This is a genomic window from Bacteroides salyersiae WAL 10018 = DSM 18765 = JCM 12988 (assembly GCF_000381365.1).
In the GTDB taxonomy this organism is placed as follows: domain Bacteria; phylum Bacteroidota; class Bacteroidia; order Bacteroidales; family Bacteroidaceae; genus Bacteroides; species Bacteroides salyersiae.
In genome coordinates this window covers 332,685-357,082 of record NZ_KB905467.1, presented here as the reverse complement: position 1 = coordinate 357,082, position 24,398 = coordinate 332,685, and the positions used below count along the sequence as shown (strand labels likewise).

General features: G+C 40.0%; 13 protein-coding genes. 1 reads left to right on the top strand and 12 read right to left on the bottom strand.

Going from position 1 to position 24,398, the window contains the following annotated elements:
* Positions 1-248: 248 nt before the first annotated feature.
* The 12 genes from HMPREF1532_RS12800 to HMPREF1532_RS12745 form a co-directional block, all read right to left on the bottom strand.
* Positions 249-1,394, bottom strand: a complete 1,146-nt coding sequence (locus tag HMPREF1532_RS12800) for a carbohydrate-binding domain-containing protein (protein WP_005930143.1) — start codon at positions 1,392-1,394, stop codon at positions 249-251.
* Positions 1,395-1,433: 39 nt separating this feature from the next.
* Positions 1,434-2,216: a DUF2490 domain-containing protein gene (locus tag HMPREF1532_RS12795; RefSeq protein ID WP_005930141.1), complete on the bottom strand. Its 783-nt coding sequence runs from the start codon at positions 2,214-2,216 to the stop codon at positions 1,434-1,436.
* Positions 2,192-2,881 carry a DUF4956 domain-containing protein gene (locus HMPREF1532_RS12790; RefSeq protein ID WP_005930137.1) on the bottom strand — a complete coding sequence of 230 codons (690 nt, stop codon included), beginning with the start codon at positions 2,879-2,881 and terminating at the stop codon, positions 2,192-2,194. The genes HMPREF1532_RS12795 and HMPREF1532_RS12790 overlap by 25 nt, the downstream gene beginning before the upstream one ends.
* A 75-nt stretch (positions 2,882-2,956) precedes the next feature.
* Positions 2,957-3,751, bottom strand: a complete 795-nt coding sequence (locus tag HMPREF1532_RS12785; RefSeq protein ID WP_005930135.1) for a polyphosphate polymerase domain-containing protein — start codon at positions 3,749-3,751, stop codon at positions 2,957-2,959.
* A 46-nt stretch (positions 3,752-3,797) separates the two neighbouring features.
* The gene (locus HMPREF1532_RS12780) at positions 3,798-5,696 is read right to left on the bottom strand and encodes a CotH kinase family protein (RefSeq protein WP_005930132.1); all 1,899 of its coding nucleotides are present in this window, start codon (positions 5,694-5,696) and stop codon (positions 3,798-3,800) included.
* Between the two features lie 375 nt (positions 5,697-6,071).
* Positions 6,072-9,143 carry a glycoside hydrolase family 2 TIM barrel-domain containing protein gene (locus HMPREF1532_RS12775; RefSeq protein WP_005930129.1) on the bottom strand — a complete coding sequence of 1,024 codons (3,072 nt, stop codon included), beginning with the start codon at positions 9,141-9,143 and terminating at the stop codon, positions 6,072-6,074.
* 144 nt (positions 9,144-9,287) lie between these two features.
* The gene (locus tag HMPREF1532_RS12770; RefSeq protein ID WP_005930127.1) at positions 9,288-11,612 is read right to left on the bottom strand and encodes a glycoside hydrolase family 20 protein; all 2,325 of its coding nucleotides are present in this window, start codon (positions 11,610-11,612) and stop codon (positions 9,288-9,290) included.
* 22 nt (positions 11,613-11,634) lie between these two features.
* A complete protein-coding gene (locus tag HMPREF1532_RS12765; RefSeq protein WP_005930124.1) occupies positions 11,635-13,215 on the bottom strand; it encodes a sulfatase family protein in 1,581 nt (526 codons plus the stop codon).
* Positions 13,216-13,715: 500 nt separating this feature from the next.
* Positions 13,716-15,422 carry a RagB/SusD family nutrient uptake outer membrane protein gene (locus HMPREF1532_RS12760; protein ID WP_005930123.1) on the bottom strand — a complete coding sequence of 569 codons (1,707 nt, stop codon included), beginning with the start codon at positions 15,420-15,422 and terminating at the stop codon, positions 13,716-13,718.
* Between the two features lie 9 nt (positions 15,423-15,431).
* Positions 15,432-18,629 carry a SusC/RagA family TonB-linked outer membrane protein gene (locus HMPREF1532_RS12755; RefSeq protein ID WP_005930120.1) on the bottom strand — a complete coding sequence of 1,066 codons (3,198 nt, stop codon included), beginning with the start codon at positions 18,627-18,629 and terminating at the stop codon, positions 15,432-15,434.
* A gap of 24 nt (positions 18,630-18,653) precedes the next feature.
* A complete protein-coding gene (locus HMPREF1532_RS12750; protein ID WP_005930115.1) occupies positions 18,654-21,206 on the bottom strand; it encodes a LamG-like jellyroll fold domain-containing protein in 2,553 nt (850 codons plus the stop codon).
* 82 nt (positions 21,207-21,288) lie between these two features.
* Positions 21,289-22,263, bottom strand: a complete 975-nt coding sequence (locus tag HMPREF1532_RS12745) for a T9SS type A sorting domain-containing protein (protein ID WP_005930112.1) — start codon at positions 22,261-22,263, stop codon at positions 21,289-21,291.
* A 316-nt stretch (positions 22,264-22,579) separates the two neighbouring features.
* Here HMPREF1532_RS12745 and HMPREF1532_RS12740 point away from each other — a divergent pair, with 316 nt between their 5' ends.
* A complete protein-coding gene (locus HMPREF1532_RS12740) occupies positions 22,580-24,100 on the top strand; it encodes a M48 family metalloprotease (RefSeq protein WP_005930109.1) in 1,521 nt (506 codons plus the stop codon).
* Positions 24,101-24,398: the final 298 nt, after the last annotated feature.

Genomic DNA, 24,398 nt, shown 5'->3' with positions numbered 1-24,398 from the left:
TATACAACACTTTTATATCGAATCGATATCATCAAATATTTGAATATTATTGCAAACTTACGATGATAAATACAAAATGATGTCTAAAACTATTTTTTTATTTTCCAAAAATGTCTATAACTATAAGATTTCAAATGAAATTATACTATTCCGAACAAAATATTTTTAAAAAATAGAAAAGATTGACTTGTTTCAATTTTGCTTTCAAAAAATATTAAACAAAAGCAATATTAGGCATTAAGGGTTTATTAATATTTTATCTCAAAGAAATGTTTACTGTCGATAAGTGAAGCGTAGTCAGAACCAAATGTAAATGAGCCGAAAGCATCGATGGCACGGCCCACTTTACTATAAACATATATGTCCGCCTTTCCGAAAGTGATGTCGCCGTCCGCTTTAACGCCTTTGGGCGATGCCACACCTTTGTCGCCGAGTGTCACAACGTTGAGTTCTCCGGATATTATCGAAATGTCTTTATCGGAATTGATACCCTTACCTCCCTCACCGGTACTTTTGAGGTTAAGCATTCCCGCAGTCATGATGAATGAGCCGTCACATTTTACTGCTGCACAACTGCTGCTATCATCACTCTTAACACGCGGATTGCCCGATGTGATAACCGTGGTACGTCCTCCGCGCACAATCACATCATACTCGGAATTAATGCCTTTGGCTGCCGCTACAGTCACTTCCACATTGAGTACTCCCCCCATTATCTTCACCCCATCATTAGCTTTAATGCCGTGACCAGCTGTGCTGCCGGCATTAATCACATTACCGGGACGAAACACGATATAATCATCGCTGACAATGGCATTTTTATACCCCCCTTTTACATTAAGAATTCCCGAGCCACTGAATATAATTTGCCCTTCACTAAAAAAAGCCCCTTTCATATCTTCATTGCCGGACATTATGTAATGATCACCGTCGCTGAGAGTATTTTCGCTGCCGGGCGCAAGTACGAGATAGAGTGACTTACCGCACTGATTATTGAGAGCGGCACCCGAAGGATGATGCAATGCAACGCCATCCAATGTGATTTTCATTTTGTAGTCGCTGTAAATTTTGAACGAACCGTTATCACTCGAACCCTTAAGTACATACTCGATGTTGTGCCGATAAGAATGGATAGTGACATGTGCACCTTCGACAAATACGGTTACCATATCGACATCACCGCTCACTACAGCAGTCATCCCACGATAATCGACTTTGACAACAGAATAAAAATCACTGTTTTCAACGTAGTCGTTATCGTCAGAGGGAATGTTTTCGACTCCCTCGTCAAGTGGCGTAGAATCAAATTCGATATCTTTCACTTCAACTTCAGCCCCATCAATGATATGACTGAAATCGGTGTCATCATTCTCACATGACGTAAATACCGCCATGACTACAAATATTATTATTGAATAGAATTTATACATATCTTAAAATTTAAACGTATAACCCATACCGAGAATATGACAATCCGGCTGATTATCATCATCGTCACCGGTAATGTTCTGCCATCGATAATAAAGACCGATAACGTGTCTTTTCCTTATTTTATAATCAGCACCGATAGTGTAGCGCATTTTAGTCAGTGACCACGAATTAAACAACTCAATATCAGTATATGGATCGAGCTTGCAATGAGGAATATCGTATCTTACACGAAATCGCGAACGTAAAACGTTCCGCCCCTTGCCACGAACTTCAGTAGTCTCCCATTGCGCATTATCAAAATCATAGCGTTCGGTAATCTTCGACGGACGATAAGTATACTGCCAGCGTTCGCGCAATGAAAGTTTCAACCTTCCTATATCGACATTCCCGGTCACGGAAAAGGAAAAGCGATGGCGTACTCCCCAATAAGACGGACGCCAATTGTTGTAGTTACCGTCGGGATTCCACGTTATTTTCTCTTTGTTATTATCGTAAAGCAGGCTGTAAGCAGCAGCAACTTTGACGTAACGCATTAACTTATAGCTGCCATCCACTCCGAAACTCCATCTTTCGGGTGTCTTCGAATCGTTACGGGTGCGAAATTCGGTCTCCGCACCGACATTCCATTTCTTGTTAATTTTCTTTTCGACCCCAACCGCCGACCATATGCCGAAATCGGAAGATTGCGCTTTTACACTTGTCGGCCAAAGCAACCCAACGACGAATATTGCCACAAGAATCGGAATACGGGCATAACAGGTTATTGTCTTTCTACATCTGTCCATTCTTCACGAGATAGTTTAAGTTCGTTGTTAATACTGTTATCGCCCATATGATCTGTCTCATAATGTATTTTCACTATCGCCATATCACGCAGAAAATCAATCGCACCGATTTCAACCGATTTAATTTTCAGCCCTGTGCGATGCTCCAAGTCGGCTATCAGTTCAAGACGCTTGTCGGGCGTTATAAGCGCAATACGATCATACTGAATCAGTTTCGTCGATACATGCTTCAGTAGTATGTAACTTTCAAAGAGCCATGTGGCCAATAAGAATATGACATTCGTTACAACAAGTTCGACATAGCTTATTGTGATGGCAAGAGCATTTATAACCGATATTGCTATGATACAAAACAGATACGTCATTTCCCGCACCGGCATAGACTCCGTACGATAACGTATTATTCCGAAAATAGCAAACAGTCCGAGTGCAAATCCGATTTTCAGTTTCACGCCACCGAGCAGGAAAATCAGAAAGAAGATACTGATACTGATGAGCATAAATGTGAAATAATAGTCTCTCCGTCTGCTCTTAGGGTAATAGAGGCAATGAATCATGAGCCACACCACAAGCATATTGAATGAAAATCTCAATAGCATGGTGACCAGATTGTATCCTTCCATCAACGGTGTTCCCAGTAAATCTAAAGTTTCAATATCTTCCATTATGTAAAAATTATATTTGATAAATGTGTTATTCTGTATTTTTATCGATGCTTTACTAAATAGTCATTTTGTACATCAAACTACGGATATCTTTTCAATCTGCCGCAATTTCGGGAGAATCCGATTACGCTTTAAAGCCAGATTAGTAATAGCCGACCCTATGCAATATTTACTGAATCCCATCGGCAAAATACGCAAAGTACGAAGCATTTCAAGAACGGGCGAATATACTAATCCGTCACGTTTGAGCTCAATTACGGCAAGTTTTTCGAGGGACTTTGTAATGCCAGTATATGTGTTTAAGAAATTCAGATTCATGTCAATTGTCAGTCGCTCGGTCTTTTTCTTATTCACGAGAGTGATACGATCAAAACGAATCTCAAGCGACTCCTTAAGTGTGACGGGAGAATAATAGAGATATTCTTTGAGAAAATCGACACAGTTTGGTTTATCGTCATAAACGTCACCGGAAAATATAATGTTGTATTGCGGTTTAAACGGATCGAATGCATCGACAGGTATGCGTTTTTTATCAGTCTGTCCACGATTGTTCTTTGTTTTCACTTCAAGAAAATTGTCTCCCGAGTCGACATACGAACGAATACGTATCTTCTGGCGATTCAATTTACCATTTTGATGGGCTACGTACATATCGAATGTCTTTGTGTCAAAATACACCGAATAGTATGACAATATCCGCATTCCACCGGTTTGCTGTACAAAATAATCGTTCTTTGCCATAAACAACAGTTCACGAACCCTTTCAATGCCGGTAACAAATTTGGTATCCGTCCGGTTCATCAAACTTATTCCACTCATCTCGTCGAGCGTTATCGGGCTATATACATTCAGAATATCCCTCATGATCATTCAGCAATCGTTCTAAATTGTTTCTGGTAATGTGTCGACGTCCCCCCTACTCTCTCACAACCACTTTTTGAACCAGAATCCGGTTAGCAAACCTGAGTTGCACACAATATATACCAGGTACCAATCCGTCAATTTGCAACTGTGATGTTTCCGAAAAGGTAATGAGATGTCCTGCCCCGTTGAACACAGAAATTACACCTTTATTATTAGGGTCGGAAACACTGGCGTTTATGCTGCCTGTACCGGTATAAACCAGCAGGATGTCATCTGACTCGTCCATAGCGGGTGACGTTATGCCCGTCGGGAAATTTGCCACCGCTTTTTCGAAGAGGTCGTGATAAATTTCAAAATACGATTTCATATAATCTATTTCTTCGTACACGTCTCCGGCATGTTCGGGCCAACGGGCTTTCTCCCGTGTCCATGCACCGCTATTGGTAAGTTTGTCGGCATAAGTTTTCATGCGCGTATATACCGCATCGGGAGAGAGGAGGTTATCTTTCAGCATATTCCAACGGTTACGTAATCGAGTTTTATATTCAAGAGGATTATGCTGCAAAAGAGTGAAATACATACCGTTTTTCGGGGAGCATTGTTCTCCGAAAGGGTGCCATTTGGGGTCATCGGTTCCGTGAATGCCTCCACCGGCAGTGCGCCCCAGACTTGCATCCAGATCCCAAGGAGTGAAAAGAATATTATGCCCTTTCTCCAAATTACGGATACTGTAAAGCAGATTTTTACCCCAGTTATCCTGAAGGCAAAATACTTCGCCGAATATCTGATAATTGACCACATTGTCAATATAAATCCATTGGGGCAATGCTGCCGTGAGACGTCCTTTGGCTCCTTCATCGTATTTCCCATTATTGGCCGGAGAAATCAGGTCGATGAATTGCTTGAGCAGTTCCCAATTAGCCTGAGAATTATTGTCGTCGGGATATTCCTGAGAAACATATCCCCAATACAATGTGTCAGCAGGATATTCTTTGGGGTATGAGTTAAAAGTACAGATATCTTGCATGAATCTCCCCTTCCACAATATGCCACGGGAACCCGCGTAATTACCGTCGAAATCGGTACGCGATTTCTTCAAATTAAGCTGTTTACGGTCGATTTTATCGGTAAGGCAGTAAAGCCCGAAGTATGAACCGTTGAACAGTATCTCGACATGCATGCCGTGGGTGCCATTGGCCTGAAAAGGTTTATCAGAGTCTTTGTCGTAAGGCAGATCGTCCATATCGTTCCAAATATCAAACAACAAGCGGTTACGCATCCGTGCATGGTCGGCATACATTGCATCGAGAATCCATCCGTCATCATCGCGCATACCGAGAACGGTGGCATCTACCTTATCTTCGTAAGCATCATCATACAGGCTAACAGTGAATGATTTTTTACTATATCCACCCGATGTCGCACCACGAATGCGGGATTTTGTGTTTTGGCTAAATACATATTCACCATCCGTACGTTTCAGAGGATCGACAATCACGATATGCCCATCTGTTTTTTTACGGGGATTTTGATAATACAAATCTTCACTGTTACGCACGGCAAGCATTGCTTCCAAGTCTGAATCGAAACAGATAATCGGCAGCGTGGTGAACATCAATCGCCATGTACGCTGTATTCCTTCACGAGTCACAGAAAGGGTATGGTTACCCGTCGCATAGTCAGCAACGGTTATTACAGGATTGTCGGTGGAGATATTCTGTCCATCGAACAGGATTTGTGTCGCTCCCGGACAACTAAGGATTGCTGTAAATGCAGATCCTTTGTCAGGGTCTATGGCGAAGAATAAACGTTCCTCCCCATGAGTGTTCTCAATAACAGCCGGAACTCCATCTAACGTGATATCACTGATGTACGAAGAAGATATGGTCACCCCTTGTACATAAGTAATCAAAGTGACCGCCAACATGAAAAATACAAGTATCTTTTTCATTGTATTTTATAGATTTAGAATAGTTTAGTCAACAAATATATTGCTTTTATGGTATGAAACCAAATTTTACATAAATTAAAATATCAAAATCATGCAAAAGATCGAAAACATTAAAAAGTGAAAATAATAACAAATGGTATTTTTTAATTATAACGCATAGGGTATACCCATCCATTTGGATATACCCTCATCTTAGAGCATATTTAAACTTTCTTCTTAAAAGTATTTACCAGTTTATTTAAGCAAGGCGACTTATACTATCTTACAGCAAAACCCTCTATAAACGATTATACAATTTATAGAGGGTTTATATTTTCATATATCCTACTGCTTAACAAGGATTCACACTGTAAGGCAATATATAATTACCTTCTATTATTCTCTATTCTTCACCGGATAAATAATGAAATCAAAAGTTTGTTTTGTCAATGGAACCAGATACTGTGACTGCACTCCCGGCCCGCAAGTTGCGGTACCTACACCTGCCTGTTTGGCATCCAGATGTACGGTTATCTTTCCATTACGTTCCAGTTCATTGATATGGCGCGCTTTCTCCACCATTACATCCGGGAAAGCAATGGTGCTAAACTGAAACGGAGAATCCGACTCTACCCAACAACCCTTACCGGCATCATCCGTCAGTTTCATCCAACGGACATCCGTACGGTTTCCCGTAGATTGAGGTACCACATAATAATGGAACATACGCTCCGGAGTCGTTTCATAAATGCCGATTTTACCCGACTGATTCCGGTCGATATAGGTTTCGTGTTCACCTCTTCCCAAATAAGTTATATGGTCGTATGCATCCTCCACTTCGAATGTCAGCCCCAGGCGGGCCATTGATTTTACCAATGTCGTGTCGGGCTGGAACGTGGTCCGTACTTTCACAGAGCCGTCACGATTCAACGTATAGGCAAAAGTAGCATCGCCCACCTTCTCCCCTTTTGCATTCAGGATATCGACCTGTGCAGTAGTCGATGTTTTGCTTTCTTTCAAGGAAACCACTTTTTGAGTCAACGCATCCAATCCGGCAGCCCTCCATAATTTAGCTCCCATCTGATCGCGATTGTCATTATCTGTGGCCGGACGGAACAAGCTCAGTGTCATCGGACTCCCTAATAACTCTTCTCCATCCAGACAAAGAGAATTCAAAGCACCTGTTGCCTTATCAACCGTAAAAGTCGTATTTCCGACTTTATCCGGTCTGTATCCACGAGCATTTTTAGATACCGGAAGTACAAACTGGTCATAAGCTACCTCCCAATCGGTATTTACCAACGGGGTGGCTTCCTGCCGTTTCCAACTCAAATTAAGATAAGCCTCGCGGAGCGTTTTCGGAAGTTTGACATCTCCCAAAGTAACATCTACCGTCGCATGAGGAGCACAAGCAACCTCTTTCGTACCTTCGGCAATTATCGTTCCGTCATCACCGGTTACATTCCAATTCAATACATATTCATTCAAATCGGAGAAATCGAACCAGTTTTTCACACGAACCGTCAAATCCTTCTTGCCAATCAATGTGCTCTTGATATTCTGATAGATTTTCTTCACTTCCAACAGATGGGGATGAGGTTCGCGAATGGCATTTACAAGTCCGTTACAGCAGAAATTACCAAAACTGGGAATATCTTTCGGACCGTAATCACCACCATAAGTCCAATACCACTTACCATCCTTGTCGATTTCACGGAACGACTGATCGACCCAATCCCAAATACAACCACCCTGGGCCATCGGTTCACTTTCGAACACATCCCAGTATTCCTTCATGCCGCCACAACTGTTGCCCATGGCATGCAGATATTCGCAAAGGATGAAAGGACGGTAGATGTCCTTACGGGACACGTAATCTTTAATCACATCCACGCTCCGATACATGCGGCAATAGATATCCGTATTATAATTTTCCTCCGCACGTTCGTACTGTACAGGACGATTCTTTTCTACCGATTTCAACCAGTCATACGTACGTTCGAAATTAATTCCATTTCCGGATTCGTTGCCTAAAGACCAGATAACAATAGCCGGATGATTCTTTGAACGCTCGTACATGCGGTGCGTACGATCCATATGTGCCGTAAGCCATGTGCTGTCCTTGGCAAGAGAAGCAGAACCGTAACCCATACCATGCGATTCGATATTGGCTTCGTCGATCATATAAAGGCCATAACGGTCGCAAAGCTGATACCAATAAGGATGGGTCGGGTAATGAGAGTTGCGGACGGTATTGATATTGTGTTGCTTCATCAATTTAATGTCTTCTTCCATCAATTCTCTGCTGACTGTACGGCCCAACTGGGAATGCTCATGACGGTTGACCCCCTTTACCAATACAGGTACACCGTTGATGCAGAAACGTCCGTCTTTTATTTCGGAAGTACGGAAACCAACCTCACAACCTGTTATTTCGGTAGTCTTTCCACTCGCGTCTTTCAATTCCAATATTAACGTGTACAAATTCGGATATTCGGCACTCCATTTTTTCACATCGGGAATACGCTGTTCATCGAATGTAATATAGTTACTCAATCCGCGCGACTTTATATCCTGACTTCCTTGCAGGACCGTTTTATTCGAAGCATCTTTCAGTGTATAACCAATGGAAGCTATCCCCGATGCAGGACCGGCAACCGTCACATCCAAATTAAATATCCCCTCTTTATAATATTCCTTTTCAAGAACAGAAGTCACCTTATAATCGGCAATGTACTGTTTCGGAGTACTGTAAAGATACACATCCCGCTCAATTCCACTCAAACGCCACATATCCTGGCATTCCAGATAAGATCCTGAGCTCCAACGATATACTTCAAGTGCGATCGTATTTTCCCCATTTACCAGTTTATCTGTGATGTCCCATTCCGCAGCTGTCTTAGATCCTTGATTATATCCCAAAAACTCACCGTTTACCCATATATAATAGAAGGAAATAACTCCTTCACAACAAAGAACGACACGACGCCCTTCCCATCCGGCGGGAACGGTAAAGGTTCGCCTGTAAGAGCCTACCTCATTCTCTTTATAAGGAACCAGAGGAGGATTCTTTTTGAAATTGAACATCTTATCATCAAATTCATAGGCCTCATTAACATAAATAGCCGTACCATACCCTTGGCGTTCCCAGTTACCGGGAACATCAATATCTGCCCATCCGCCGGTATAGAAAGCAGGTTTATAAAAATCTTTCGGACGATTATCTGGATTCTTTACCCAATTAAACTTCCATTTACCATTCAGGCTCATATAATAAGGAGATTGCTCATAAGCACCTTTTTGTACTTCCGAAGCACTGCCATAAGGCCACACATAAGTGTGAGGAGCCAATTTATTCAACCCCACGGCATACTGGCTCTGCCATTCAGGCTGTTGCTGTGCCGTAACAGGAATGATAACCGGCATTGCCAGTATCATCAATAAAAATGATTTCAATGAGTTATTCATCGTTTTTATGTTTTTAAAATTAGAAACTGGTAGTTAGGAGTTAGAAGTTAGGAGTTGGAAGGTAGAAGGTAGAAGATATGCCGTTTGTGACTGTCACGCCGCAAGGATTCTAACTACCAGCTACTAAATTCTAAAATCTAATTCTCACTCCACCATCACCTCGTCGAACATCACCCGGGATTCCTGCCCCGGTCGTACATGATCCTCCGGACATGCTCCGGGGCCCTCAGCCGTAATACGGATATAGCGAGCCTGTATACCGCCCATATCCAATGATAAGTCTTCGATAAAATTACCCTCCCGGAAAATTTCTTCGGAAGTAAAGTTCAATATTCCTATTTCACGGAACTTACGGTTATCATCAGAGACTTCCACTTTGACAACAGCAGGCTTATGAATAGCCATTCCATAATTGGTAATACAGCCTAAAGTTAATGTATTCAATATCTCTTTTTTCTGTAAATCAATTGTAAAGGAAATGTGATCGCTCTTTTCCCAAGAAGACCATTCATAATCGGTCTGTTTCAGACTTCCACGTATCCCGTTCGTCATCACTATCTCATTCTTGTTATCTCCAAGTACAGGCTTACCGGTAGCCTTATTCCAAATAACAGGTAAAATCAGCGTCTTTCCCATCTGTTTCCCATCTTTAAAAGTAGCACATCTCAATACTTGTGCATTTTTGACAGTCAGACATTGAGTGTAACGAGGTGATTTTACCGAAGGTTCCCTATTATCCAATGTATAGTGTATTTCTACATCCGGACGAATACATTCCAGATTAACCTGCAACGCTCCATCTACCGGTGTCACGGTGTGCTGAATGTTATACATCGAACGGGAATAGCCCACCCCTTTAATCGCAATATGGCTGTTATAAACATCCAGTCCTTTCAAAAAACCGTTCCAATCTTTCAACTCCGGTTTTGTCCAAGCCCTCTCGGCCACTGCCGCCAAACGAGGGAAAAGCAAATAATCCACATCTTCGGGTTTATTGCAGAACTCCGTCCACATAGACCCTTGTACTCCCATCAGAAGAGATGTATACTCCGGTTTCCAGTCTTCCTGCACCGGTTCATAGTCAAACACATTCCGCAAAGTATTATTTCCGAAATAAGTAACAGGTTCAAACCATTGTGGCCCCTGATAACGAATCAGATACATGATGCGTGCCGGGGTCATGATAAACGGATGCCCCAATTCAGCAGCTTTCAAAGCGGCCGTCCCCATTCCTTGCCAGCCCAAAATAATAGTCCCATCAGGAATCGTACTATTGGTCAATTCATCCCATCCGATTACCTCACGTCCTTTACTTTGCACATATTCACACATCCGCTTCATAAAATATCCCTGCAAATCCTCTTCGTGAGTCAGATGTTCTTTTTTCATCCGTGCCTGACAAAGAGGGCATTTTTCCCAATTCGTCTTATTAGCCTCATCACCTCCCAGATGAATATACCGGGAAGGAAACAACTCCACCACTTCATCAATTACATCCTGCAAGAAGGCAAATACACTGTCATTGCCTGCACAATAAATAATATTGGCGTGCGTTCCACCCAAACCGGGCAACACTCCTATAAAATTCTTCACTACCGGACAAGCCAACCCCGGGTAAGATGCCAACGCAGCATTGCTGTGTGCAGGCATTTCTATTTCCGGAATCACCTCGATCTGCCGTTCGGCTGCATAAGCAATCATCTCTTTCATGTCTTCCTGCGTATAAAATCCACCGACAGGAGTCGCTTCTCCCAACTTCGGATTCCTTCGCGAATGAAAAGGTACATCCCTACGATCCACGCGCCAGGCCCCCACTTCCGTAAGACGAGGATGTTTTTTTATTTCCAAGCGCCAGCCATTATCATCGCATAAATGAAAATGCAATTTATTCAGCTTCAGCATAGCCATGCAATCCATAATCCGCAACACGTTCTCTTTAGGAATAAAAAAACGGGCGGCATCCAACAACAGCCCACGATAACCAAACCGCGGTTCATCACTGATTTTCACCGAAGGTACTGTCCAGTCCGGATTCCCCCCTACATTCCGAGCATTCTCGATAGAGGACGGCAATAATAGACGAATAGTCTGCAACGCATAAAAAAAGCCTTTCGTATCCGAAGCTTTCATCACGATACGGTTCGGAGTAACTTCCAACCGGTAAGCTTCACTTTTTAAATTACGATCTGTTACACAACAAACGTCACCACCGGCTGCGCTTCCCTCTTTCAGTTGGGGTGTAAATCCGGCAGCACGGGTAAACAGTTTAATAAAATTCCTGACAACTTCCGCCTGTCCCGAATTTTCTACAGCAAACACCGTCTGATCCGAAAATCGGTAGCTCCCCTCTCCCGGTACCATCTGCACCGGGGTGGGAACAATCGAAATACTTCGTGTCAAGTCGTCAGCCTGTACTGCTATAATAGGGGCAAACAGTAATGCTATTATAATTGATAAGGTGTGTTTCATGATAAATCAACAATTTACATTTTTATTCTTTATCTCTTTCCGGAGAAAAGCGTACCGGATCATCATATTGCTCCTGTAGCTTAAGCATCTCCGTTTTAAGTTCGTTTATTACAGAATCATATTGTATATTTCCATATAAATTATGCATTTCAGTAGGATCGCTCTGGATATCATACAATTCCCACCAGTCGATATCATTATAGAAATGTATCAATTTATATCGTTCCGTACGAATTCCATAATGACGTTTTACCATATGCTCGGCAGGATATTCATAGAAGTGATAATACAACGCTTTCCTCCAATCTTTCGGATGTTCTCCTTTCAACAGAGGCAACAACGATACTCCCTGAATATCATCAGGTACCGGCGCACCTGCCAGTTCAAGGAAAGTCGGCGCATAATCGATATTCTGAACCATCTCGGTGATGTCGCCTTTACGATCGAAACCTTTCGGCAGACGCATAATCAAAGGGGTACGCATCGATTCTTCATACATAAAGCGTTTATCGAACCAGCCATGTTCACCCATATAAAATCCCTGATCTGAAGTATAAACCACCAAAGTATTGTCCAGCATCCCTTTTTCTTCCAGATAATCGAGTACGCGACCCACATTGTCATCCAATGATTTCACCGTCTTCATATAATCACGCATATAACGCTGGAATTTCCAATTGGCCAATTCTTTCCCTTTCAGGTTCTGCTTGTAAAAATCATCGATAACCGGACCGTAAAACCTATCCCATGCAGCCCTTTGATCAGTATTCATACGTCCGAGAAAACTCTCATACAAAGATTTCAAACGTGAATTCTTATCCGGACGAAGCATCTTCAAGTCGTAAATCATATCCATATCTTTCACGATACTCATCTCCTGCGCAGCAGCAGCCGGACGTCCTTCATAATCATCAAAGAAATTTTCCGGAAGAGAAAAAGTCTTATCCTCATAGAGTGCCAGATTACATGTATCTGCCATCCAATTACGATGAATAGCCTTATGATGAATCAAAAGGCAGAACGGCTTCTCTTTGTCCCGTTTATTCTCCATCCAGTCGATAGCGTCATCCGTAATGATATTCGTCAAATATCCCTGTTTCTGAATGGTATCATTATCCTGAGTAATAAAATCCGGATTATAATAATCTCCCTGACCAGGCACGATTTCCCAATAATTAAAACCGGAAGGCAAACTTTCCAAGTGCCATTTACCTACCAAAGCTGTTTGGTAACCCACCTTTTGAAGCAGCTTAGGAAAAGTCTGCTGTGCACTATCAAAAATACAGGTAGTGTTATCATAAAATTTATTGGCACAACTATGCTTACCGGTTATCATGCAGGCACGGCTCGGTCCACTCAGTGAATTAGCCACAAAACTATTGGTAAAGCGTACTCCGTCATTAGCGATACGATCCAAATTGGGAGTTTCCATATAACGTGTATCATAGCAACTCATCATCTGAGCTGTATGGTCGTCTGTCATGATATAAACAATATTATATGGTTTTGCTTCTTCTTTCTTTTGATGCTGACAAGAAGAAGCTGCTGCCAATGTTGCTAATCCGGCAAAGGGATAAACTAATTTTAAGTCTGGTCGGTTCATTGTAAAACAAGATTAATTTAAATACAATAATTTCTATCTTTTATCTTTCAGTAATTCTATACTTAATTAGAATACAAATGTACGACAATAGTTACTAACCAATGTTCGGAAATAATTTTATATATTCCAAAAATGTTCAAAATACATCTGTTTCTGAATATTATTTGAAAAGAAAGACAAAATAATAACTAATAATGACACTAAAATTGAAAATGGGAAAACGATCTCATCTCAATCTTATAAAGTCTGGTTATCTTATAGTTATTACTAACAGAACATACAATTACTCTTTAATAGTATTTATTCAGATTAGAAATTTCATATAATATAATTTGCAACAATAAATATGACCAAATGATTATTATTCGTCACAATTTCTATTATACTTTTTCCAGCAAGTAGCAGTGAGCTCATGACTCACCACTACTTATAGTAAAACGTAAAACTTTTCCTTATATACCTATCGTTCTCCTATGAGAAGTTAGTAACGAAAAAACAAATTAATATCCATAGTTCTGATCACTGGCAGATATTGCCTCATTCGTATTCAATTCTTCTTGTGGAATAGGTAATCTAAGATTTTTCTTTAAAAAGTCTTCAGTCAAATTACCATTATTAAAAAGACGTTCTTTAAATTTATGTCCACCCAATTCAGCATTCTCTACAATGGCTCTTGTTATATGATGATTGTTCTGAATTTCTAATACTTTCTTCAGATATTCTGTTCCTCGTCTACGTACATCACAATACATTGTCTGTTCACCGGCTAATTCGACCAAACGTTCCCAGAAAATTTTATTCCTCACCTCATCCTGAGTTAAATTTTTCTCCCAATCTTTCGGATAAACCGCATTAGCCCCTCCTGACTGGCGCGCTCTCCGCAATACCTCATTTGCTATCTCAATAGCTCTTTCCGTATCACCAGATTCGTTCAGAACATCTGCCATCATAAGTAAAAAGTCAGCGTAGCGATATAAAATAAGATTCTTACGAGAGTTTTGTGCAGTAGAGTTCAGATCAATCGCTTTCTTATAATAAGCCCATCCATTGTGCTCTCCGGTAGGCTCCACGAAACGTTTCACCAACATTTGGTCCATAGATTCCAACTCTTCCACTGTAGGATTAGTGGATTCAGCACATATACTATAATCAATCTCCACATTATGAGTAACGCGACCCTCTTTATAGATCAATTTAGGATAGGCAACCTGTTTATCACCTGTACTCGTATTGGTCCATTCCAAGAAAACAGTTTCATTATATCTCGGATCATCCGGATAGGTTCCTTTCAAATAGTCATGAAAAGCTTTCGACATACGAATACGTCCCCACGATATTCCAGTCGTAGAATTCTGAGGAGCAAATATCCAACTTCCACGATTTCCTGTTGTAGAAGATTCGGTTGAGAAATTTAACTGAAAAATAGCCTCTTTAGAATTCGAATGTTGCACAAATAAATCCGAAAAATTATATTCTAATTCAAATTTTCCATATACCAGTTCACATTGCTCCAAGGCTAAATCCCAATATGTCTTATCAGAAGCAGACTCTTTCCCCTGACAGCCCAGATACCAGTATAATTTAGCCAAATAAGCGTGTGCTGCCAAACCAGAAGCTTTACCGGCATCGGAAGTTTCCGGCAATCCACTAATAGCCGCTTTCCAGTCTTCCTCGATCTGCGCCACTATTTCTTCTTCTGACGCTCTTGGAATAGAAAGCGTTTCTAAAGATGGAATTGTATTGCGCAAAGGAACTCCTCCAAAAGTTGTCAACAAATGATAATATGCAAATCCTCTCAAGAATTTAGCTTGTGCTACCAAGCCCGTTTTAAAATCCTCATCCAACGGGCTCGCTTTCATATTCTCTACAAAAAAGGTTGTTTCCGACACTGTTTTATATAAACTTCTCCAATACATCTTCGTTATCGTGCAACCGGAAGACGCATTTAAAGAAACATAGCGATCCTGATCACCGGCGTTCGTTTGTGCCCATCCCAATCCGGAAGCACCTACCAACAACTCCTGAGCAGCCTGGCCAAAACCATCATATGTTGTCAATTGTCCATAACAGGAAAGTAATGCCAACTGTGCTGTATTTTTATCCAAAAAAACAGATTCACTATTTAAAGCATATTGAGGATCTTCGTCCAAACAAGAAGAAAATGCACAAATAGCTAATAAGAAATATATTAATTTTAGTTTTTTCATGATACCCAATTAAAATGTTACACTTAAACCAAAGATATAAGAACGTGATTGAGGAAACGAGTTCATATCAATACCTCTTCTTAACCCATCAAATGCAAATGTATTCACTTCCGGATCATATCCTGAATAGTCGGTAATGACGAATGCATTTTTTACAGAAGCAAACACATTTATTGCTTGAAAACCAATTTTACCCACGAGACTCTTCGGTATAGTATATCCCAAAGTAATATCCGAACATCTTAAAAAGCTACCATCCTCAATATAGCGGTCGAGTACGGCGGTAGAGGGGTTGGTACTATTTACACTCGGATAACGGTTTGTCGGATTATCCGCCCGCCATGCATTCGCAAAAGCATCTTTACGAATATTAGACGAATTCTTAGACGGCATCGCTTCATAGCGCAAATTGCTATTCAACAAATCATTTCCATAAACTCCATTAAAAGATACAGACAAAGAAATGTCCTTGTAAGCCAATCGGGTCTGGAAACCGTAAGTAAAATCCGGGTTAGGATCTCCTAAAATGACTTTATCATCTTCAGTGATCATGCCATCACCGTTGCTATCCACAAATTTGATATTACCCGGATCCGTACTTCCTGCAACGGTATTCTTATTGTCACTTTTCTGAGGCACATCATCCCCCTCCTGAATAATACCATCTGTTTTATATCCCCAAAACAATCCGGGAGCCTTTCCTTCTATGAAAATATTGGCTACACCAAAATGATCACCGATTGAATTACCTAAATAAGCTGAATACTGGTTATTTCCATAATAAGAAAGCGGCAAGCCCAATTTTTCAATTTTCGAACTGTTAAAGCCTATATTACCGGACACATTCCAAGTAAAGTCTTTGGTACGAATAATGTCTGCATCCAAAGAGATTTCAACCCCCTTGTTTGACAATGCTCCTTGGTTCATCAGAACATTTGCAAACCCTGTTGTATAGGAAACAGCACGATCAATCAACAAATCATTCGTACGTTTGTAATACCAATCCAATGTACCGGATAAACGGCTATTGAATATGCCAAAATCAAGACCTATATTATAAGAAGTAGTTGTCTCCCACTTAAGTTCCGGATTTTGCAAATTACTAACAGCCAAACCCAGTTCTTTATTTCCACTGGCATCCGCATAGTCAATTGTCTTTTTATAATTATAAAAACTATTATAGGGATCTATAGACTGATTTCCTGTCTGACCATATCCTAAACGAAGCTTTAACTGATCAATCCATGAAGCATTTTCCTTAATAAAATTCTCTTGTTCCATGCGCCATGCCAAAGCTACGGATGGGAAATATGCCCAACGGTTAGACTTTACAAATTTACTTGTACCATCAGCACGAAATGTTGCAGTCAATAAATAACGTCCTTCAATAAAAGCCAAATTCAGACGTCCCAAATATGAAAGTAATTGATAATCTTTCTGAATCGGTTGTTCTTCATTGATAGTTCCTGCCATATGCAATCCTTTAGTACGGAAAGAGTGGTTTTCAAAATTACGGGCAGAAGTAACCTTATTTAAATACCCATAATCATCATAAGTAATACCCACAGTAGCTGCAATATCAACAATATCCTTAATTTTAGTATTGTAATTTACAATGTTTTCAACTGTATAATGGTTTTTCTCCAAATTCGTCAATCCAAGAGAACCATTATCATTCTCCCCCTTAAACAATTGGAGTCCGAACCAACGCCCACGAGATTGCATAAAAATATCTCCACCCACACGGGCATTATAAGAAAATCCCGCACCAATATTCCAAGTCAGATCAGCAGAAGCTCTGAACGTTTTCTCATTAGTAATATCATCATAATCATTGATCCAACTCCATACGGTTGTTTTTTCCTCTGCCGACAAATTTTGTTCACCAGATGGTGTCACGTAAGGTGCCGAATCAAGAGCAGTACGGGTTACAGAGCCAGTCGCACCTCCCTTCGTATCACCTCCAGACATCATATCATTCTGCTTGATAGAACCATTCAATGTCATATCCAGTTTTACTTTTTTAGATAAATCCATTGATAAATTTGCACGTAAATCCCCCTGTTTCAATCCCGTATTGTAAACAATACCATTGATATCTTTAAAGGAAGCTGAAACAAAATAAGTTGTTTTGTCGTTACCGCCATTGATAGTAGCCGAATAATTTTGAGAAAAAGCACTTTGATAAATCTCTTTTTGCCAGTTATGATAGGTCAATACATGATAAGACTCAGGGTTTTCCGGATCGTATTCACCACCGGAATAAATATAACGCACTTCATCACCGGCAAAAAAGAACTGTGCAGACTTTTCACCCAACTGTTCATTACGAAAGCGCGCATACTCCTCCAAATTCAACATATCTTTTAACTTCGTTGCATTTGCAATTGTAAAATTCGCACTTAAGCTGACTTTAGGTTTTCCGCTTTTACCCTTTTTAGTTGTAATAAGAATAACTCCATTAGCACCGCGTGAACCATAAATAGCTGTGGCTGATGCATCCTTCAAGATCTGAATATCCTCAATATCTTGCGGATTCAAACTCGTCAACGGATTTTGAGCGGTTTGAAAATCACTGTCGCCAAAAGCACTGGCTGCAAACTCACCGGTAGAAGCTTGCGGGATATTATCAATGACATATAAAGGTTGATTATCACCACGCAATGAGTTGGCACCACGAATGGTTACAGAAGAAGCAGCTCCTGGAGTAGCCACCGTTGCTCCAACATTCACACCTGCGATTTTACCTTGCAACAGATTATCTATAGATACAACCTTTGCCGCTTCATTCTGATCGGGTTTTAACGAAGAAATAGCTCCTGTCACATCTCCTTTACGTACTGTCCCATATCCAACAACCACAACCTCATCCAACATCTCGGAATCTTCCGACAACTTGACATTGACCGTCGTTTGATTACCAACCTTTATTTCCTGTGTTTTATATCCGATAAATGAAATTACTAAAATCGCATTATTCCCAGACACAGAAATAGAATAGTTACCATCTATATCTGTTATAACTCCATTAGTCGTCCCCTTCACAAGAACATTCGCTCCTACAACTCCCTCATTCGTCTCATCTGTAATCCGTCCTTTAATCACCTTAGACTGCTGCACGGATTCAATCTCAGCATGCAATGACAAGAAAGGACAAATCATCAGCAAGGCGAAAGCTAATAAACTAAATTGCCATTTGTTTCTCATACCATATTATATTAAGTTTCACATTTATTTTATCTGCACTTTTGTGGTGGCCTGTCCCTCAGAAGAATCTATTTTCAATATATATAATCCTGTCGAAAGAATACCACTTAATGAAAAACGAATTTGTTTTTCTCCTATTGTGCTGTATACTTTATTACCGGTCATGGAAAACAAATCGCATACAGCTTCTCCGCTAAAAGGTAAGTCTACCTGAAAATTACCATCGGAAGGATTAGGATAAACACTAACCTTAGCCGAATTTAATTCCGGATAAAGTTTTTTCTCCTCTATTCCTACAGGGTCTGTACTTACTTTTGTCACCAATGTATCCACATTAGAATGAATGGTCATACTCAAAGCTCTGATCAAACTTAACTCATCTTGTACACTTACGTCATTCCCCATATCAAAATACATACATCCACCGGTGTTGTTATCAACAAGCAATTGCATTTTCTTTTGTACCTCTTTTACTCCATTAAAGGTATAGTCAACACCTCCAATAGTACCTGTATTCGATTCGGCAGTCACAGTTGAAAAATCCAGATCCTTATATCCTTTCACATTCTTCCCGGAATTATCACTCATAACTGCGGTTGTCGCCATAGAAAGACGAATCTTCTCCGCAGGATAGCCATAATTTACAGCCGTAGTATAAAAAGAAGAGTAAGCACTCCATACTAAGCTACTTTTCCGTGGCCCGTAATTTTGAAAAGTTACATAATCAACAGCATCAATCGCATCCAAAGGCATCGTATAAGAAACCGGATGTAAACTTACACTAAATATTTTATCGTTCGGCACTACTGCACGTATTGCTTTTACCATTTCTCCATAAGAAGCCCATTTAGGATTATTAGGATTATTATCCAACCATTCCAAATCGATATCTACACCGTCACAATAAGGAATCAACGCCTCAACTCCTTTAGCAATATTCGCACGCCAAGATTCATTTCCAATATAATTAGGCCACAACTTATTTCCGCTGTCATCACTATCCGAACTGATCAGGCCTATTCTTATTTTATATCCTCTATATCCTTTATACAACTCTCTGGTTTGTTCAATCATTGCTTTCCAGCCTTTTGAATTATATCCGATATTATCTTCCCTGTCAAACTTCCAATAACCATCGAAGAAGATAGCATCATATCCTCCACCTGGAAACACTGCAGAAGTCAATGTACCGTCCATATCTGAAGTAAAAGTAGTACGGGCATTTCTCCAAACCATCAATTCATCCATCTTACCTATGAAACCAGTACCCACCACCGCATCGGCATCAATATCTTTAAGGGTATACATCACTCCGTCAGCAGGTTTGTCTATTGTTCCTTTCAGATTCTGATTATTAACATAAATACGCATGGGATTACGTGAAGAAGTGGGATCCATTGTTACAGCTAAATGCTGCCATTGCTCCGGACTGAGAACATTATCACACTCCATCTGCCAACCATCTGCTTTAACAATCAGTTGTTTCTTTTCCAAATTTCCTAAATAGATACCAAATAAGTTGGAATCATTCTCTTTCTGTTCAAAAAGAACAGCACCCTCAACCCATTTTTCTACATAAAACCAACCTTCAACAGTCGCCGACAAACTTGACGGTTCTCCCTCCTGAATAGCTTTACCTAAGTTTAATGTACCTGTACCATCCAGAACCGCAATACCGGAGCGCTCTCCATCTGTAGCCATGTAAGTAACCCCTCCCGTTACCGAAGCGTCATCCAAAGCCGTCATGGTAACCTCACCTGTACGTCCGTTTACTGAAGCATTCAGAAAAATCAAATCGTTCGTCAGTAAATGCATATCTTTATCTATTTGCAGACGATCACAATGGCGATTAAAAGAAGAATATCCTGTTACGACACGGTATCGGAAAAAATTATTATCAGTCACTTCTTCCCTCTGGATTACAGTATTTGACGTACCGTGATGAGCGAATTTATAGTCAACAATATGATCTGCACATTGCTCTTGATCAAATTTATAGTATAAAACGAGAGATTCCCATTTCGGATGAAATTTATTTACCGTATTCTGGAACATCAGTTCTTCTTCAGCAGCGCTCGGTAGGCTGGTATTCCATACACGGAATTCATCCAAACGTCCTTTAAACCCTTTACCTAAAACCAAATCCTCATTAGAAGACGGCATCTGCAAATTACTGTTGGCATTCCAGGTTTTCACACCATTAATCCATGTATCGGCTCCATTTTTAAATACCCCTAATGATATCTGTGTCCAACCTGTTACCGAAACCCCTGTCAAAACGATTTCCTCGGTTCCAATCTTAAAAACGACATTCCCTGCTACGGAAGATAGTCTCGCTGAAAACTCCTCTATATCAGAGCCACGTTTAAAAATATAAGCACCGGCAGTCCATTCTTGTGGAGCCATTAAAAATTGAACAGCATATTCACTTTTCCCATTAATTTCAGGTACTTGTCCGCAAATAACAGAATTATCCCCCGAAAGTTTTAAAGCATAATTAACGACTTGTGCCTGCAAAGAAGAGAAACAGAAACAGCAGACTACAAACAAAGAAAAAATCTTTCCTATTTGCTTCATAGTTATCAAATTTAAAGAGTAAAAAATTAAAAAGAGACCGGTACAGAACCGGTACTCCTTTTATCTGATTGAATATATCCAATTATAATATCACTTTCGTTGATTTTGCACCCACTTTTACAATATAAGCTCCCGGATTCATCGGAATTTCCATAAATCCTGCTGTGGCTTCTGCACTATGAACCAATTGTCCGATCATATTATAAATATAAACCATCTCGCGATTATTGGCATTGTTCACATAAATATACTGATGATCCCAAGTCACAAACGGAGCATTCAAATCCGACATAGTAGATGCAACACCAACACTAACAGCTCCATTCGGTTTACTCATACCTGTATAAGAACCGTCTGCATTTTCTGTACCTTCCGTATTTACCAACTCTCCTTCCGGATTCCTCACAAAACTTACTTCATAAACATATAAAGCAGTTTTATCCATCATTTGGCCATCAAATTCAATACGGGCACGGAAAGGATCTTTTGTTCCGGTTTTCGCATTTATTTGGAATTGCCACCAACCAGAGTCTCCGGTAAAAAGTACTTCACTCTTAGAACCTAATGAAGTATTATTTCCACCTCCAGAGACACAAGACAAACCTAATTTCTTAGCACCGATTTCAAGATCCGAAACCATTTTCATTTGATATGTAACCCGATAATCATTCCCACCTTCAGCACTTGCCGGTCCTATAAAATTTAAAGAGAACCAACCTTTGCCTAAATCACCTGTCGATGCAGGTCCTTCTGCTGATGCAGGCGCATTTTTACCTTTCAGCAACAAAAGATTTCCAAATTCACTATTCACAATGGAAAGTCCGGAAGATAAAGCTTCTTCCTCTGTTTGATTTGCCGGTGCCACTGCAGTCACAATAGAACCACTGACATTTAACTCTGCTATACTAGGATTGGCACCAGTACCCCAAAACATTTCAACCGGACCTACCGAGCGTTCTTGAAATTTAAACGCGGCGGGAGTTACATCTTCTGCTTGTGCAAAAACATTAGCAGTCATCATCAATGTAACTGCTGAGAGAAGTACATTTCTTTTCATAATAATAAATTAATAAAGTTAATAATTAAATTACCTATACGTTTAATCAACTCTTTTTCAAATTAGTTAAACGACTTTTTTCATTGCAAACATAGCACATCATGTATAAATCGATGTTCAAAAATCACTTTTAAGCTTCCAAAAACGTCTAAATCTACCATTAGCAATGAGTTTTAGATATTTCTGGAAGGAGGACAAGAAATTATGGAAAGGCCAATAAACATAGAGGGAAATCCCTATCGGCAAATAGTACTTTTCTTTTTCAGATATGTTTTTTTCTCTCTACATTTGTAACAATAACAAAATCATCGCACTTATGAAACGTATACTTCTTACACTAATAATCGTTCTGTTAAGCCATGGAACAATATTTGCTCAGGATATTTTTTTTAATCCTACGCTAAACATCGAAGGCGTTCTCAAAAAAGACTACCAAAATGCAACAAAAGGAACCCCTGTAGTATTGCAAAGAATCGCTAAATTAAAAGCTACTCCTTACAATGGTAATTACGAAACACAAGCAGTGATAGTAGCCAACGGAGTGCAGTTAGGTATTCCCATAAGCCGGCTCGACATTATCGATCTGCATCCGGATAGTAACAATGCTTTCTGGCAGATTGCACAATTATCCAACGGATTAATATCCTATTATGATAAAAAAGGATATCAGGAAATATTCCGGCAAGAACAGGCAGAAGAAGCCGATGAATATTTAAAGGAATTGGCTCAATCGCAACTGCTTTATGAAGATGCTGCAACTGAAGATTATCTACAATGTTTGTTGTTATCCATTGCACCTAATCAATTCATCAATACACATAAAGACCCCGTTCCTCAAATACGAATTTTAAAATCTCCTTCGCCGGACGCACTTATGTTAAGTAACCAATGTCTGCTTATATCGACAGGATTACTTACGACCTTGGATACGGAAGAGGAATTGTGCGCTATTCTGGCTCGCGAAGTCGCTCACAACGTTCTGGATCATGCCATTATCACTACCAATAAAAATATAGCCCATGCCAAACGTGCCGAATTTTGGGGCGATGTGGCTAACGGAGTAGTGGCTGCTACAGAAGAATATCTCTATCAACGTTACTACAACTATGAACCGGGATTAGTTTTTGCGACTAATGATCTCATACAAACATTAGTCAATGAAAAAATAATCAATCGCATGGGGTTGGACTATTCAGAAAAACAGGAAGTTGAAGCCGATGAATATGCCATGAAGTTCATGGAATTCACCGGAAAAAACAAAGAAGCTCTAATTTCCGCTCTCACTAAAATCTATTCATATTATAAAGACGAGCATAATGCGAAAGCGCTATCTAAAGGAGATATTTATGGTACTTTAGAAAAAAGACTCGAAAAAATGGGCGCATTCACTCCACTATCAGAAGACAGAAATTATCTGAAAATGACCTCCACCGTAGTCAGTTTTGAATCCGGAATGATGGATTATAATCGTAAATATATCGCGTCCGCCCGTCTTGCCATGAAAAACATAGATAATAAAATGGCTTGTCCGAATGACTATATCGTGATAACGAACAGTATTATGAAACTTTCGAATACTCCGGAAAACAACAAAAAATGTATAGCTTATTTAAACAAAGCCGAAGAATTATCCAATACCCCCAATCTGAATATCCATAAGCTGAAAATTCTACTGTCGCTCAGAGAAAACAAACAGACCGTAACTATAAAACTTTTGCAAGAATATCAAGATTTATTAGAAAACGTCATTCAACAATCTCATGAAACTGAAGAAACCCGATGGTTGGTAACAGAACAAATTTGGGCAGAGAAACTTATACACAGAATCACGCTCTAAAATCACACAGTCAAAATTACGAACAGAGATACATAAATAGTCTTTCTAAAAAGCCACGTACCGCGTAAAGTATTATAAATTTTCATTTCATTGGTCGTAGAGGAACGTCCCGTTGGTCGTAGAGGAACGAGACGTTTCTCTACGACTTTCAACCTGTTTCTCATAGAGAAAAAGCAAATATGTATAATCGGCAGATTATCAAACAATTAGCAACCCCTTATTTTGTATTCATTTTTCTATAACACAGAATTTTATCCTAATAGAGAAACAAGATAGAAATACACTCATAAATTTCAAC